Origin of the sequence: Lysobacter sp. S4-A87 (assembly GCF_022637455.1) — a bacterium.
Lineage (GTDB): Bacteria > Pseudomonadota > Gammaproteobacteria > Xanthomonadales > Xanthomonadaceae > Lysobacter_J.
Genome location: NZ_CP093341.1, coordinates 400,623 through 414,032, shown reverse-complemented (window position 1 = coordinate 414,032; position 13,410 = coordinate 400,623). Strand labels below are relative to the sequence as shown.

Genomic DNA, 13,410 nt, shown 5'->3' with positions numbered 1-13,410 from the left:
CGCATCCCTCAGGTCGCCGCGTCGGCTGCCACAGCCTCGTCCAGCGCGAAGCCTACGCCTCGGACGGTGCGGATCAAGGTCGGTGGCAACTTCTTGCGGATATGGTGGACGTGCACGTCGACGGCGTTGCTGGCGACATCCTCATCCCAGCCATACAGCCGCTGCTGCAGCGTCTCGCGCGTCACAACGCGGCCTGGACTCTCCATCAGCGACCACAGCAGGGCGAATTCGCGCCTAGGCAGATCGATGTTGCGCCCCCGCCAACTGACCGCCAGACGCGCCGGGTCCAATTCCAGCCTCCCAACGATCAACAGCGGGTTCCCGGTACCTGCGCTACGCCGCATCAGCGCCCTCACCCGCGCCAGGAACTCGGATGTGTCAAAAGGCTTGCCAAGGTAATCGTCCGCGCCAACGTCAAGGCCGAGCGTGCGATCCGATGCGCGCTCGCGAGCGCTCAGCACCAGGATTGGCGTCGAAGAACCCGCGCGCCGCGCCGCGCGGATCACTTCGATGCCATCCATGTAGGGCAAGCCAAGATCAAGGACCACCAGATCAAACCCGCCGTCGCGAATGGCGGCCAAGGCCTTCACTCCGTCCTGCATCCAGTCGACGCTATAGGCCGCGCGCCGCAACGCAGTCCGGATGCCTTCGCCCAGCGACGGATCGTCTTCTACGAGAAGCACTCGCATGACTGCAGTCTGGCCTCGTCCTCAACGGCCGGCAAGTTGCTGACGCACTGTCCCGAGCAGCGCCTGGGCCTCCTTGCGCCGCCCCTGGTCGGCCAACTCCCGCCCGGGCCTCTGAGGCGCGCCAACGGCCTTCGTCAGAGCCGCTTCCGCTCCCTTCCAATCCTTCTGGTCGCGGAGGAAATCGCCATAGAAGTAGTTCGCGTCGATGCCGCGCGGGTTGATCTTCAGCCCTTTCAGGAGCAATTCCCGCGCCTTGTCGTCATTCCCGAACGCCAAAGGCCACCCGGGCACCTGGTAGTAGAGCGAACCCAGACTGGTATAGGCGGACCCCTCCATCGCTGTGGCGTCCAGGGCGATGGCCTGCTCGAAGTCGGCACGGGCGCGCTTCACCAGGCTCAGTGCACCCACGCCCCCCTTTTCGCCCGCCCAGCTCGACAGCACGATTCCCTCCCAGATCAGCGCATTCGGATCGCGCGGATTGGCGGTGCGGGCGGTACCGGCCTGGCTCGCCAGCAATTCCAGCTCGTGCTCCCGCTGCGGCTTGGGCATTGCGAACATCACCTCGTCCCACCGCTTCTGCACCGCGGTCACCGCCGGGCCAGGTTCCCCGCCCCAAGCGTTGATTGCGATCAGCAAGCCCATGGCGGCGCCGAAAAGTCTTGCTTCAAGCTTGATCATGTGTGGCCTCCAGGCGGTCTTTGTTGGGATTGCGTGCGCTCGCGTGGCGACGCACGATCGCGAGCTTCTTACTCAAACTTTTGTCAACCAGAGCAGGCCAGAGGCTGTTGATGCGCACGAACAACGATTCGGGCCATCCCAGCTGCAGTCGCCTCTCGCCATCCTCGATGGCCCAAGCGAGCCTTTCGGCCACTTCTGCGGGATCGTCGTGGGTAACCCCCAACTCGCGATTCATCGCTTCCGCGGCGGCGGAATTGAACGCCGTGCGCGTGGCGCGCGGAGCCAGGTGCTGGAAGGTCACCACGGTATCGGCATGTTCGCGTGCGAGACCTTCAATCAGGCCGCGCAGTCCAAACTTGCTCGCACCGTAGGCAACGAAACCGGGATGCGCCAGATTTCCCAGCGTCGATCCGATCGCGACCACGGCCGCCTGCCTGTGGTTGGCAAGCACCGGCATCAAGTCGCGGATCAGCAGCATTGGTGCGATCAGGTTGGCGTCGATCACGGACCGAAGCAGGCGCTCTGGCTGTTCGTCGAACAAACCGAATGCGGGCTGGGCGTGGGCAAGTACCAGCAGCGATGCAGAGTGATTCCGAGCCGCACTGGCCACCCGCTGTCGACCTGCCGGATCCGTGACGTCGGCGGCCAGGGCAGTGATTGCACGGGCTCCATGTTGGTCGACGAGCGCCTCCAGACCTGCGGCCTGGCGGCCAACCGCGATCACGTGTGCGCCACGGCGCACCAGTGCCCCGGCAAGAGGTGCGCCAATTCCGCCGCTGGCGCCGGTGAGTACAACGCATCGCCCGGACAGCACGATCATGCGGCCTCCCTGTTGGCCGCGGTATCGGCGCGCAGCCCCCGGAAGATGTCACCGTAGAGCCGATAGAAGCGCCGAGCCGCGTGGATCACGGCGGCCTGGTCGTCAGAATCGTCCAGGCGATTCATCAGGCCCTCGAAGAAACCCACGTGTTCAACGTCAAGGTCGCCATGCGAAAGCAGGTAGGAGAACGCATTTCTCGGCAGCCCGAGACCGGATTCGATGGCAACGGCCGCACGCGTGGCCAAAGCCACGCTGGTGCCTTCAAGAACCAGCACCATGCCGAAGAATCCGACCGGATTGCCGCGCGCGATCGTGTCGTAGGCGTACGCGACCATCAGCTCGGTTGCGGCGGAAGGCGAGGAAGTCGCCGCGGCATCGCGATCCAGCCCGCACGCGGCCAGGTCATCGAGCACCCACTCGTGATGACCCATTTCTTCCTCGATGTACTCACCCACCGCCGTGCGAAGCCATTCCAGGCGCGCGGGCAAGCGGGAGCCACACGCCATCAGCAGTGGCACCGTATGGCGGACATGGTGATAGGCCTGCTGCAGGAAGGCTTCGTAATCCTGGCGCTGGATGATCCCGGCCAGTGCATCCTGGATGATCGGAATGGACAGCAAGGACAGGCGTTCTGCCTGCGTCTCGGCTAGCAGTCTTTCGTGAAACGTCATGGATGCATCTCTTCAGTAAGGTTCTGGTCGGTGTGCGCGTAGCGTTCCGCGATCTGACGGGAGTAGCGCTGCAGGATCGCTTCGCGACGCACGCGGCCGTTGCTGGTGAGCAGTCCAGCGCTCGCGGTGAATGGCGCGTCAGCGCGGACGAAGGCGCCGATGCGGGCGTAGTCCGGGAGTTCCGCGTTGACCTGTGACAGGGCCTTGGCAATCTCCGCGTCGGTTGCGTCCGCGCGTCGTGGCCAGAGCACGGCGATGTTGCTCGAACGTGCTTCGCCCCAGACGATGGCCTGCGCAACGAGCGGGTGCTGAAGCAGTTCGCTCTCCACCCACTCCGGCGAGACGTTGCGTCCATATGCGGTGATGAACACGTTCTTGCGGCGGCCCGTAATGTGCACGAAGCCGTCGTCATCGATGTGGCCCAGGTCGCCGGTGGCGATGGGGCCCGGCGGTGGACCTTCTTCGCCCAGATAGCCAATACAGCGGGCTCCATCCACGAAGATCTCGCCATCGCGTACCTGCACCTGAGCGTGCGCCAGCGGTCGGCCGACGCTTCCCGGTCGCATCGCGCCGGGGCGGTTCAGGCTGACGACCGAGGCACACTCGGTCAGCCCATAGCCTTCATACACCGGCAGCCCGACCGCTTGTGCCCGCTGTAGCAGGCGCACTCCTACCCGGCCCCCGCCTACCGCGAGAAAGCGGAGCGAAGACGGCAGCCGATTCCCCTGTTCGGCCGCCATTACCAGGCCCAGCAGCAGTTGCGGCAGCACGATCGCGCTTTCCGGCTGGTACCGGTCGAGGCACCCGAGCAGTCGAGCGATGTCCAGGCCCGATGCCCCGGTGTAACCGATGTCCGCCAGCGAGGGAACGGCTATGTCCGACCTCGCCATCAATGAGGCGTAGAGGCCCGCTACATTCTCAAGCAAGGTGGACATCGGCATCAGGCACAGGTGGCGACGCGTCGCCAATGACTGCGTTGCCTCGACCAGGGAGCCAGCTACCGTCATCAACGATTCACCGGACAGGCAAACTCCTTTTGGCTGCGCCGTCGTGCCCGAGGTATAGGTGATGCAGGCGGTTCCGTGGGGCAGGTTGCGGTTGGTGGCGGGCAACCTCCATAGCGCCAACCCTTCGCCCAGGCGCACGGCCTCTCCTCCGACTGCGGCAAAGATCATGTCAGCCGAACTGGCAACGACGCACTGCGCGCCGCTCGAAGCAATGGAATGGGCGATCTGACCGGGTGTGAAGAACGTCGGAAGGGGGACGTGAACAAGGTCGAGCGTTCGGACTGCGAGGTCCAGCGCCAACCAGTCCGGCCCGTTGTCGAGACGGCTGGCCACTACCTTCACGCCTTCACCTTCGAGGCGCTGGGCGTAACGCATCGCCATGTCTCGAACTGCGGACCCGCTCAGCTCGCCGGCGCCGGAAAGTATGCTTGCCCGACCACTGCCAAGGCCAGACAAGAGCGGGGCAAACTGGTTCATGCGCACCCTCCGCAGGCGTGCAGCTCCACGACTTCGGTCATGTCTGCCGGCGAGGGCCAGCCGTGGAGGTGGGCATGACCGGCCGCAATGTCGCCCCACACCACCTGCGGCTGCGCCTCGTAGTACCGACCCCAGTCCTGACAGTCGACCCCCAGGCGATCAGGGCGTGCCGGCGCGAGGATCTGCGTACGCAGATGCAGCCTGTTGAAGGCGTTGCGAAGCTGTCTGGTCGCAGCGAACAGCACCCAGCGAGCCCCTTCGCCGTGTAGCACCTGCGTCAATCGGGTGATGATCGTGCGCGCATCGCCTGGCGCGAGCGAGGCGAAGTTTCCGACCTCGACCAGATCGCTGCGCTCGACGGGAATGCACAGCCGCGCGGAAATTGCAGTCTGGGCAGGCTCGTCGAGGTACTGTTCGACGAACAGATCGCCCTCGACGCCGTATCGAACTCCCACCGCGGCGTACAGGTCGCCACCACCATCGCGAAATGCCAGCAGGTGTGGAAGGAAGGAGCGTAGATCTGCGTCGTAGCGACGACGATAGACGTGCGCAATGAACGCCTCGACCTCGCTTCGGGAACGGTGCCCGGCGTCGACGTGCTCGACCTGAAGGCCTGGATCTGAGTGTCGGAGTTTGCGTGTCAACATGGGACGCCATGCTGGTGCCCCCGAATTAACCCATCATTAGGCCATTGTTAGGCAGATGTAAGGCAATCGTTGAGACTGCGTTTGTCGTCACAATCTCGAGGATTCGCGGCGCATCCATCTTCTCGCCCCCACACAGCAGCGAACGAACGCACCGGTCGCGCCAATATGCATAGGCCCCTCTCGAGAGCGACGGGCGAGGCAGCCCGGATACCCGTTGGAGCGCGACCAGACGCCCAAGGGGTGGCTGTGGTGTCATGCCATACCGCCGATAAGCGCGGTTTATCGGACCTAACAAGCGTGGGCAGCTGCCGGTGGCATCTTCCTCAATATCGCCCCGGCCACTGCGCCCAGACCGGTCAACAGTGTTACGCCGCTCTCAACCCAAGAACCCACATCGCCCCAATCGATAGCAAGCGGACAGATCATCATCTGCACGCCTCGCGCACGCGGTCATCAAGCGCCTGCAACAACTCATAGGTTCGACTAAGCCCAGCGGCCTTCAACACGGCCTCACGGCTGGCTTTAGCACTTTCGCAGGCCATGGGAATCTTGCCTTGCTGCACCTGGACAACATGCCCCGACGCCTGCCCTCGCGAATGGCCATCCGTGCCCGCGAGTCGCGAGAGATATGCTGATTCAGCCGCGTCACGCTGACGCTTGTACTCGCGTGCCTGAAGTTGCTCATAGGTCGGCGGCGGCTCAGGTTGCGCATACCAGAACTTTGGCTGAGCAGCGTTCGCAGGGCACGGATCGCTTTGATAGCTCACCGCCCCGCCCTTGCTCACACACTTGTAGACCCCCTGCGCCGAAGCGCCTCCGCTGGCCAGCAATGCGACCAGCACGACTCCGTGTCGTAGCACGCGACCATCCCCCTATGGACTGTGATCAGCGTAGCAGAACGGTTTGCGGGTGATGTCCACACGCTCCGGTTTCGCCGAATGATCGCAAGCCGCGATGCCCGCCATGAGCACAGCCAACGCTTTGGCCCTCAGTCCGTGCATGGCTCGTCCCCGTCACTGCGGCGGTGACGGCAGAGGGCGCGGCTGGCAGATCGCGCAGCGATCGTCGCTCGTGGGCGTCTTCCCCTTGGGCGCCTGCGCCAGCGTTCGCTTGATGTAGTCCTGCCTGCTTCGCACCAGCGCATCGCGAGGTGCGCCGTATGCGACGGCGGCGTCGTACAGCGCGTCGGCGTTCTCGATGGGGCCACCCGCGAGGTTCAACGTTGCCCAGTCGAGCAGGAGATTGGCGACGATGGGATCCTTCGGCCGCACGAACTGGGTGCGCTCGTAAAGCTGATAGGCCAATGCCTGATTGAGCTTCCACGGCTCGACCGGCTTGCCGTTGTTGCCCGCCGGCGTTCTGTCAGGCAGCGAAGGCACCAGCTTCGGCTCGAACCACACGCCGGCCACCGATCGCCCGGTGAGATAGGCCGGGTCGGCGGCGAGTGCGATCTTGGCCTGGAGGATGCGCGCATGCAGCCATTCCGAGCCGTAGTGCTCGGCCTGGTTGCGGCGGATGCCGATGCGGATCCATCGCAACGCCACGTCATCGTGCCCAGCCAACTCCAGGGCTGTCCCCAGGCGTCCCGGAAAGCGTCGTTCGACAAACAGGAAGTGGCGGACCGCCAATGCGTATTGCCCCTGGTAGATCAACAGCACGCCCAGGTCGGTTAGATGGCCGAAGTCGGGCTCCGTGCGGGCATCCCGAATGGTTCGATCGGCGCCCGCAAGCCAGTTGTTCCGAGCGGTCTGCTGAAAGATGGGGTCGGTCATCCCCTTGCCGGTGTACCAGTCCGGCATGAACGTCCGTCCGGTGTGATCGGTCCCCACCGCATTGATGCAGGCGTTGGCAGATGACGCAAACACAAGCATCGCCATGAAGGCGTACGCCTTGATACCCATGATGAAAGCCCCCCTAGCCGTCCGCTCCCCGCGGTGCATCCAGTATGCCGTTGAGATGCGTGCCCAGCCTACTCCGGGCACGCGACGGCGTTTACGGCTCTTCGCTGCCCGGTGGGTCGGGAGCCGTCTGCTGGCCTTTCCCGCCGCGTCGGAACTCGAGCAGGTCTGCGGGCTGGCAATCAAGCGCTTCGCAGATCGCCTCGAGCGTCGCGAAGCGAACGCCACGCGCCTTGCCGGTCTTGAGGATGGACAGGTTGGCGAGGGTGATCCCGACCTTCCCGGACAGTTCGGTGAGGGTCATGCGCCGGTCGTGCAGCACTTCGTCGAGTTTTACGAAGATGGCCATGTCAGATCATCGTGTCCAGGTCTGCGCGCATACGCGCTCCCGCTTCGAAGACCTGCGCCAGCACGAACAGCAGGACGACGGCCACCCATCCGCTGGCCGAGAATTTCCAGTCGATGTTCGAGCCTGCAGCGTTCATCGTGCCGGCCAGTATCCCGAACGTCAGCCTGAGCAGTTCGATGCCCAACATGCACCAGGCGATGGTCTTCAGGCGCGCCGCGTTCTCGGGCACGAAGGGATCCTCGGGAACGGTCGCAACCACCGACAGCAGTCGTGAAAGCTGCACATGGACCAGCGCGACCATCAGCAACGCCATCACCATCCACACCCGCAATGCCGGCAGAAGCATCGCCGGGTCGATGCTCGGCGGCTTCTTGCTGAAGAACTCGAAGAACGTCGGCTCGAACAGGAAGCTGGCCGGCAAGCCAATGACCAGGCCCAGACCGGTGCCGATGTTGAGGATGCGCAGGATCTTGAGGAGGATCCGCGAGACGCTCAGCGCCGTGGAGTCGGCTTGGGACATGGTGGCTCTCCTGCGTTGTTACCGCTGGACGATATGTCATGCATCGTTTAACAGCAATATGCATATCGTCACACGATGATTATCCTCTCCCCTGCCAACCCTGCGTCCAGGGCTTGCGCCAGCGAAACCGCGGGAATATGATTGAGCACGCACTCACCTAACCTCGTACTCACCTCCGATGGCCCGTCCCCGCAGCGAAGACAAACGAAACGCCCTGCTCGCCGCCGCCATCGAAGTGTTCGCGGAGGACGGGATCAATGCCCCCACGGCACGGATCGCGAAGGTTGCCGGTGTTGCCGAGGGCACGTTGTTCACCTACTTCAGCAACAAGGACGAGCTGCTCAACCATCTCTATCTGGAGATCAAGCGCGAGCTGCGCGAGGCCATGCTCTCCACCTACCCGCGTGCCGCCGACATCAAGCAGCGTGCGCGCCACGTGTGGCGGACGTACGTCGACTGGGGCCTGGTCAACGTCGACAAGCGCAAGGTCGTGGCGCAGCTGGTCGTGTCCGATCGCATCACCGAAGACACCCGCACGGTCGCCTCCGCGGGCTTTGCTGACTTCCATTCGATGCTGCAGGAAAGCATGGCAAAGGGTCAGTTGCGCGAACATCCGCCGACCTACACCGGCGCGATCCTGGTCGCGCTGGCGGAAACCACCATGGACTTCATGCTCAAGGAACCCGACGCCGCCGAGCAGTACCGCACGGCGGGTTTCGAGGCGTTCTGGCGCGCCGTGGCTTCCGGCTAGTCCCTTTTTTTGCCCTGATTAATGAGTGCGTGAACACTCAGCGAAATCCGTCCACCCCCACTGGATACCCACATGCCTACCATCGCCGCCGCCCGCTCCGTCCAGCCGCGTTCCAGTGCGAACAAGCCCGACGCACATCTGGAACTCACCCTCGCCACCGCCCGGGCAGACGAAAGCGAGCTCCTGCGTGCCCTGCTCCGGGTCGATCTGGGCGCGCGCATCCAGATCGACCTGGCGCGTCGAAGCGTTCGCATCGAAGGCCGGTTCTGGGGCGATGACGTGGTCAGTGCGATAGAGGCCACGGGCTGTCACGTCGATTCGGTGAACGAAAGGCCGCGCACGATGGTGCTGGCGACCGTCCACCAGGCACGCGAACCGCAACGTCCGCGTTCGACGGGAATCTGAGTTTGTATCGAACTGTGTCGTCGCGCATCACTGCCACACAAGCTTGCATGACGGCCGATACCTGACACATCCGGCGAACACGGCGAGGGAAGAATACCGCCCATCGGATTGCACCTGCTTCTTGCGTACGACGCGTTGCCTGCAAGCCGATGCTCATCTCATCCCTCAGCTACCAGGTATCGCCATGACCACGCAGATCGACAAAGTGCTTTACACCGGCAAGACCCACACCACGGGCGGCCGCAACGGCTCGTCGCAGAGTTCCGACGGGCGCCTCGACATCAAGCTTTCATCGCCCGGCTCGTCCGGCGCAGGTACCAATCCCGAGCAGTTGTTCGCGGCCGGCTGGTCGGCCTGCTTCATTGGTGCGATCGGCTCGGCCGCCGCCGGCATGAAGATCAAGCTGCCGGCCGAGCTGGCTGTCGACACCGAAGTCGACCTCGGCCAGAACGACGGCGGCTACCAGCTGCAGGCGCGCCTCAATGTCAGCCTGCCTGGCATCGACCCGGTCATCGCCCGTGAACTGGTCGAAGCCGCTCACCAGACGTGCCCGTACTCGAAGGCCACGCGCGGCAACATCGGCGTGACGATCAACCTCGTCTGAGCCCTGCCCTGCCCGCCCGATTCCGGGCGGGCCCCTGATTGAAGCGAAGAGTCGGCCGGATCACCGGCCGGCTCGTTTCGCCTGTCCGCGTCACGCACGCGATTTCCCGTGGCGTAGCCGCGCAGGTCGCCGCAAGGTCAGCGACGCGTCTTTGTAAGCAAACGTAGGTTCGCCAATGCGCGCACACCTTGCATACAAATCAGACCCGGCCCGACACCCGCGCGATACACCGCGGCGATGCAATGGCATCCCGATCCCAACCGACGGTCCCGACATGTTCCGCAATGCCCTAGCCCTCGTCCTGCTCTCCGCCGCCGCCCTGTCGCCGGAGCTGGCGCATGCCAGCCACCACGACGTGGAACCGGCGCCCCCGGTCGTCCACATCCACGGCATGGAAGGGGGCTGAGGCATGTTCGCGCATGCAGTCGGGCTTGAGTTCGCGTTGGCGGGCGCGGCCGGCATCGCCACCATCCTGTCGCCGTGCATCCTGCCGGTGCTGCCCATCGTGCTGGCCACCAGCACGGGACGCAGCCGGTTCGAACCGGCGCTGATCATTGCCGGCTTCGTGGCGACCTTCGCCGCCAGCGGCATCCTGATCGGCGCGCTGTCGTCCTCGTCCGGTGAGCTGCAACAGGTGATCCGCACCGGATCGATCTGGTTGCTTCTGATCGCCGGCCTCGCATGCCTGTGGCCGGCGCCGTTCAACTGGCTGGTCGCACGCGTGCAGCAGTGGCGGTCTCCAAGGACGGACGCTTCGCGCCCCCGTCCGCACCGCAGCGGCAGTGTCGCCGCGCTGCTGGTGGGGGCCTCGCTCGGGCTGGCCTGGACGCCGTGCGCAGGTCCGATCCTGGCCTCGGTGCTGTCACTGGCCGCCAGTTCACAGGCGCCGGGCAAGGCCGCCTCGCTGCTTGCCGTCTACGCCGTCGGCGCGGGCCTGCCGATGCTGGCCATTGCTTATGGCGGCCATTGGATCACCTCGCGCCTGGCCTTCCTCAATCGTCGCGCGGAGCTCATCCGTCGTGTGTTCGGCGCCATCGCGATCGCCGTCGCGACGCTCCAGCTCTTCCAGTACGACGTCCTGTTCTCCGCCTGGGCCACGCAGTGGCTCCCCTCAGTCTCAACAGGTCTATAACCATGAACGTGATCAAGCCCATCCTCACCGCCCTTTGCATGAGCGTGCTCGCCGTCGCCTGTACGCCAGGCGCCAGTGCTGCGGACCCCGTCCCGGGCACCAGCATTTCCCCCGCCCCGCTCGCCCCGGAATTCCAGGGAATCAACCATTGGATCAACAGCGCTCCGCTGACCATGTCGCAGCTGCGCGGCAAGGTGGTCCTGGTCGATTTCTGGACCTACTCCTGCATCAATTGCGTGCACGTGCTGCCGCATGTGAAGCAGCTGCACGAGCGCTACAAGGACCAGGGCCTGGTCGTGGTCGGCGTGCATACGCCGGAGTACGGCTTCGAGAAGATACGCGGCAATGTCGAGGATGCCGTCAAGCGCTTCGGCATCGAGTACCCGGTGGCGCAGGACAACGGCTACGCAACCTGGGAAGCGTATAACAACCGCTATTGGCCGGCGCTGTACCTGGTCGACCGGGAAGGCCACGTGGTCTATCACCACTTCGGCGAAGGCAATTACGCCGAAACCGAAGACAAGGTGCGTCGCCTTCTCGAAGCAAAATAAGGCAGTGGCGGACGGTGCCGTGCCCCGGTGGCCGGCACCTGAGCCTTCCCGATCGCATCCCCAGCAGGACTTGCTTCATGGACCACGTAGATCACATTCTGGTCGTCGACGACGACCACGACATTCGCACCATGGTGGCCGATTACCTGCAGAAGAACGGCTTCCGCACGTCGCTGGCGGCGGAAGGCCGCGAGATGCGCGCCATTCTCGACACCAACGCCATCGACCTGATCGTGCTGGACGTGATGATGCCCGGTGACGATGGCCTGGTGCTGAGCCGCAACCTGCGCGCCAGCAAGCACAAGGCGATTCCGATCATCATGCTGACCGCGCGCGACGACGCCACCGATCGCATCATCGGGCTGGAGATGGGCGCCGACGACTACGTCACCAAACCGTTCTCGCCGCGGGAGTTGCTGGCGCGGATCAATGCAGTGATCCGTCGCACGCGCATGTTGCCGCCGAACCTGCAGGTCACCGAGGCCAGTCGCCTGCTCGAGTTCGGCCAATGGCGGCTGGACACCACCGCCCGCCATCTGCTCGATCCGCAGAGCACGGCCGTTGCGCTCAGTGGCGCGGAGTTCCGCTTGCTGCGGGTGTTCCTCGACCATCCGCAACGCGTACTGAGCCGCGACCAGTTGCTGAGCCTGACCCAGGGCCGCGAGGCGGAGTTGTTCGACCGTTCGATCGATCTGCTGGTCAGCCGACTGCGCCAGCGCCTGAAGGATGATCCGCGTGAACCGGCCTACATCAAGACCGTGCGCAGCGAGGGCTATGTTTTCAGCATGCCCGTCACGCTGCTGGATGAGGGCGCATGAGCGCAAGCGAACCTACAGGGTGGTCGCGCCTGTTGCCGCGGACGATTTCGTCGCGGTTGTACCTGATCCTGTTCACGGGGCTGCTGGTGGCCCACGGCCTCTCGTTCGGAATGCTGTTCTACGAGCGCTACGAATCTGCGACGTCGATGATGATGGGCAACCTCGAGAAGGACGTGTCCACGTCGATCGCCATGCTCGACCGTCTGCCGGCAGCCGAGCGACCGCCCTGGATTCCCAAGTTCGAGCGCAGGACCTACCGCTACATCCTCGGCCCGGGCCAGCAAGGCGGCGAACTTGAGACCGAGCAGGCGCGGGAAATCACGCGCCTCATCGGCCGCGTCCTGGGCGATCGCTATCCGGTGCGCGGCAATACGACATCCATGCTCCCCGAACGCCTGCAGGTTCACCTCGCGCTGAGCGACGGCGCGCCCGTCACCATCGAACTCACGCCGTCGGTGATGCCGGTCGCGCGTTGGCTGCCCTACGTGCTGGCCGCGCAGCTGATCCTGTTGCTGGCATGTGCCTGGCTGGCGGTGCGCCAGATCACCCGCCCGCTGGCACAGCTGGCGGATGCCGCCGATTCGCTGAGCCCGACCGGCGGTGGGCCGCCACTGCCCACAGGAGGCCCGACCGAAGTGGCCAAGGCCGTGTCGGCCTTCAATGCGATGCAGGACCGGATCGCCCTGCATCTCAAGGAACGCCTGCAGATCCTGTCGGCGATCTCCCACGACCTGCAGACGCCGATCACGCGACTGAAGCTGCGAGTGGAGGCCATGGACGAATCACCCACGACCGCCAAACTGGTCGCCGATATCGACGAGATGCAGCACCTGGTCCGCGACGGCGTCGCCTATGCGCGCAGCGCGCACGGCGGCGTCGAGCCGGCACTCAAGGTTGACCTCGATGCGTTCCTCGACAGCCTGGTCTGGGACTACCAGGACACCGGCAAGTCGGTCAGCGTCACCGCGCACGCCGGCGTGCCCGTGACTACGCGACCTCGCGCCTTGCGCCGGGTCGTCGGCAACCTCATCGACAACGCCGTGAAGTACGCCGGTGCCGCGGAAGTGGCCGCGACGGTTGACGCAGACGGCACGGTCGCCATCAGCGTGCTCGACCGCGGACCGGGTATTGCCGATGCCGAACTTGAATCGGTCATGGAGCCGTTCTACCGCCTGGAGGCGTCGCGCAACCGCGATACCGGCGGCGCCGGACTCGGCCTGGCCATCGCCCAGCAGTTGGCCATCGCCATTGGCGCCCGCCTGCAGCTGCGTGGTCGCGATGGCGGTGGACTCGTCGCCACGATCACGCTGCCGGCGGCCTGATGCAGCCCAGGCGCCTTCGATCAGGCGCCTTCACTCCTGCTGAATGCCGCTGACCGCAAGCTGCGTCGAAT

The 13,410-nt window shown here is 64.8% G+C and carries 18 protein-coding genes; 8 read left to right on the top strand and 10 right to left on the bottom strand.

The window, feature by feature from the left end; genetic code table 11:
- Positions 1-8 precede the first annotated feature (8 nt).
- The 10 genes from MNR01_RS01885 to MNR01_RS01840 form a co-directional block, all read right to left on the bottom strand.
- Complete coding sequence (locus MNR01_RS01885; RefSeq protein WP_241919296.1) at positions 9-689, bottom strand: response regulator transcription factor; 681 nt, start codon at positions 687-689, stop codon at positions 9-11.
- Between the two features lie 21 nt (positions 690-710).
- Positions 711-1,367 carry a hypothetical protein gene (locus MNR01_RS01880; protein ID WP_241919295.1) on the bottom strand — a complete coding sequence of 219 codons (657 nt, stop codon included), beginning with the start codon at positions 1,365-1,367 and terminating at the stop codon, positions 711-713.
- Entirely contained in the window at positions 1,354-2,187 is an 834-nt protein-coding gene (locus tag MNR01_RS01875) for an SDR family oxidoreductase (RefSeq protein WP_241919294.1), read from the bottom strand. The genes MNR01_RS01880 and MNR01_RS01875 overlap by 14 nt, the downstream gene beginning before the upstream one ends.
- The gene (locus MNR01_RS01870) at positions 2,184-2,858 is read right to left on the bottom strand and encodes an iron-containing redox enzyme family protein (protein ID WP_241919293.1); all 675 of its coding nucleotides are present in this window, start codon (positions 2,856-2,858) and stop codon (positions 2,184-2,186) included. Before MNR01_RS01870 ends, MNR01_RS01875 begins: the two co-directional genes overlap by 4 nt.
- Positions 2,855-4,342 (bottom strand): AMP-binding protein, encoded by a 1,488-nt coding sequence (locus tag MNR01_RS01865; protein ID WP_256451858.1) that lies wholly within the window; start codon positions 4,340-4,342, stop codon positions 2,855-2,857. The genes MNR01_RS01870 and MNR01_RS01865 overlap by 4 nt, the downstream gene beginning before the upstream one ends.
- On the bottom strand, positions 4,339-4,989 hold the full coding sequence (locus MNR01_RS01860) for a thermostable hemolysin (RefSeq protein ID WP_345779022.1): 651 nt from the start codon (positions 4,987-4,989) through the stop codon (positions 4,339-4,341). The genes MNR01_RS01865 and MNR01_RS01860 overlap by 4 nt, the downstream gene beginning before the upstream one ends.
- 425 nt (positions 4,990-5,414) lie before the next feature.
- The gene (locus tag MNR01_RS01855) at positions 5,415-5,831 is read right to left on the bottom strand and encodes a DUF4124 domain-containing protein (protein ID WP_241919292.1); all 417 of its coding nucleotides are present in this window, start codon (positions 5,829-5,831) and stop codon (positions 5,415-5,417) included.
- Positions 5,832-6,002: 171 nt separating this feature from the next.
- On the bottom strand, positions 6,003-6,890 hold the full coding sequence (locus MNR01_RS01850; protein ID WP_241919291.1) for a hypothetical protein: 888 nt from the start codon (positions 6,888-6,890) through the stop codon (positions 6,003-6,005).
- A gap of 91 nt (positions 6,891-6,981) precedes the next feature.
- Complete coding sequence (locus MNR01_RS01845; protein WP_241919290.1) at positions 6,982-7,236, bottom strand: helix-turn-helix transcriptional regulator; 255 nt, start codon at positions 7,234-7,236, stop codon at positions 6,982-6,984.
- Between the two features lies 1 nt (position 7,237).
- Positions 7,238-7,756 (bottom strand): DUF2975 domain-containing protein, encoded by a 519-nt coding sequence (locus MNR01_RS01840; RefSeq protein ID WP_241919289.1) that lies wholly within the window; start codon positions 7,754-7,756, stop codon positions 7,238-7,240.
- Between the two features lie 178 nt (positions 7,757-7,934).
- On the opposite strand from MNR01_RS01840, the gene MNR01_RS01835 reads away from it, so the two are divergent.
- From MNR01_RS01835 to MNR01_RS01805, 8 genes are all read left to right on the top strand, one after another.
- Positions 7,935-8,507 (top strand): TetR/AcrR family transcriptional regulator, encoded by a 573-nt coding sequence (locus tag MNR01_RS01835; RefSeq protein ID WP_241919288.1) that lies wholly within the window; start codon positions 7,935-7,937, stop codon positions 8,505-8,507.
- Positions 8,508-8,579: 72 nt separating this feature from the next.
- Positions 8,580-8,912: a hypothetical protein gene (locus MNR01_RS01830; RefSeq protein ID WP_241919287.1), complete on the top strand. Its 333-nt coding sequence runs from the start codon at positions 8,580-8,582 to the stop codon at positions 8,910-8,912.
- Positions 8,913-9,096: 184 nt separating this feature from the next.
- The gene (locus MNR01_RS01825; protein WP_241919286.1) at positions 9,097-9,516 is read left to right on the top strand and encodes an organic hydroperoxide resistance protein; all 420 of its coding nucleotides are present in this window, start codon (positions 9,097-9,099) and stop codon (positions 9,514-9,516) included.
- 274 nt (positions 9,517-9,790) lie between these two features.
- A complete protein-coding gene (locus MNR01_RS17450; protein ID WP_256451857.1) occupies positions 9,791-9,922 on the top strand; it encodes a hypothetical protein in 132 nt (43 codons plus the stop codon).
- A 3-nt stretch (positions 9,923-9,925) separates the two neighbouring features.
- The gene (locus MNR01_RS01820; protein WP_241919285.1) at positions 9,926-10,648 is read left to right on the top strand and encodes a cytochrome c biogenesis CcdA family protein; all 723 of its coding nucleotides are present in this window, start codon (positions 9,926-9,928) and stop codon (positions 10,646-10,648) included.
- A 2-nt stretch (positions 10,649-10,650) separates the two neighbouring features.
- Positions 10,651-11,199 (top strand): thioredoxin family protein, encoded by a 549-nt coding sequence (locus tag MNR01_RS01815; protein WP_241919284.1) that lies wholly within the window; start codon positions 10,651-10,653, stop codon positions 11,197-11,199.
- A 77-nt stretch (positions 11,200-11,276) separates the two neighbouring features.
- Positions 11,277-12,017, top strand: a complete 741-nt coding sequence (locus MNR01_RS01810) for a response regulator (RefSeq protein ID WP_241919283.1) — start codon at positions 11,277-11,279, stop codon at positions 12,015-12,017.
- A complete protein-coding gene (locus MNR01_RS01805; protein ID WP_241919282.1) occupies positions 12,014-13,339 on the top strand; it encodes a HAMP domain-containing sensor histidine kinase in 1,326 nt (441 codons plus the stop codon). Before MNR01_RS01810 ends, MNR01_RS01805 begins: the two co-directional genes overlap by 4 nt.
- Positions 13,340-13,410 lie beyond the last annotated feature (71 nt).

Coding starts and splice junctions, on each gene's coding strand:
- MNR01_RS01885 (WP_241919296.1), bottom strand. CDS start 689: ATGCGAGTGCTTCTCGTAGAAGACGATCCGTCGCTGGGCGAAGGCATC.
- MNR01_RS01880 (WP_241919295.1), bottom strand. CDS start 1,367: ATGATCAAGCTTGAAGCAAGACTTTTCGGCGCCGCCATGGGCTTGCTG.
- MNR01_RS01875 (WP_241919294.1), bottom strand. CDS start 2,187: ATGATCGTGCTGTCCGGGCGATGCGTTGTACTCACCGGCGCCAGCGGC.
- MNR01_RS01870 (WP_241919293.1), bottom strand. CDS start 2,858: ATGACGTTTCACGAAAGACTGCTAGCCGAGACGCAGGCAGAACGCCTG.
- MNR01_RS01865 (WP_256451858.1), bottom strand. CDS start 4,342: ATGAACCAGTTTGCCCCGCTCTTGTCTGGCCTTGGCAGTGGTCGGGCA.
- MNR01_RS01860 (WP_345779022.1), bottom strand. CDS start 4,989: ATGTTGACACGCAAACTCCGACACTCAGATCCAGGCCTTCAGGTCGAG.
- MNR01_RS01850 (WP_241919291.1), bottom strand. CDS start 6,890: ATGGGTATCAAGGCGTACGCCTTCATGGCGATGCTTGTGTTTGCGTCA.
- MNR01_RS01845 (WP_241919290.1), bottom strand. CDS start 7,236: ATGGCCATCTTCGTAAAACTCGACGAAGTGCTGCACGACCGGCGCATG.
- MNR01_RS01840 (WP_241919289.1), bottom strand. CDS start 7,756: ATGTCCCAAGCCGACTCCACGGCGCTGAGCGTCTCGCGGATCCTCCTC.
- MNR01_RS01835 (WP_241919288.1), top strand. CDS start 7,935: ATGGCCCGTCCCCGCAGCGAAGACAAACGAAACGCCCTGCTCGCCGCC.
- MNR01_RS01830 (WP_241919287.1), top strand. CDS start 8,580: ATGCCTACCATCGCCGCCGCCCGCTCCGTCCAGCCGCGTTCCAGTGCG.
- MNR01_RS01825 (WP_241919286.1), top strand. CDS start 9,097: ATGACCACGCAGATCGACAAAGTGCTTTACACCGGCAAGACCCACACC.
- MNR01_RS17450 (WP_256451857.1), top strand. CDS start 9,791: ATGTTCCGCAATGCCCTAGCCCTCGTCCTGCTCTCCGCCGCCGCCCTG.
- MNR01_RS01820 (WP_241919285.1), top strand. CDS start 9,926: ATGTTCGCGCATGCAGTCGGGCTTGAGTTCGCGTTGGCGGGCGCGGCC.
- MNR01_RS01815 (WP_241919284.1), top strand. CDS start 10,651: ATGAACGTGATCAAGCCCATCCTCACCGCCCTTTGCATGAGCGTGCTC.
- MNR01_RS01810 (WP_241919283.1), top strand. CDS start 11,277: ATGGACCACGTAGATCACATTCTGGTCGTCGACGACGACCACGACATT.
- MNR01_RS01805 (WP_241919282.1), top strand. CDS start 12,014: ATGAGCGCAAGCGAACCTACAGGGTGGTCGCGCCTGTTGCCGCGGACG.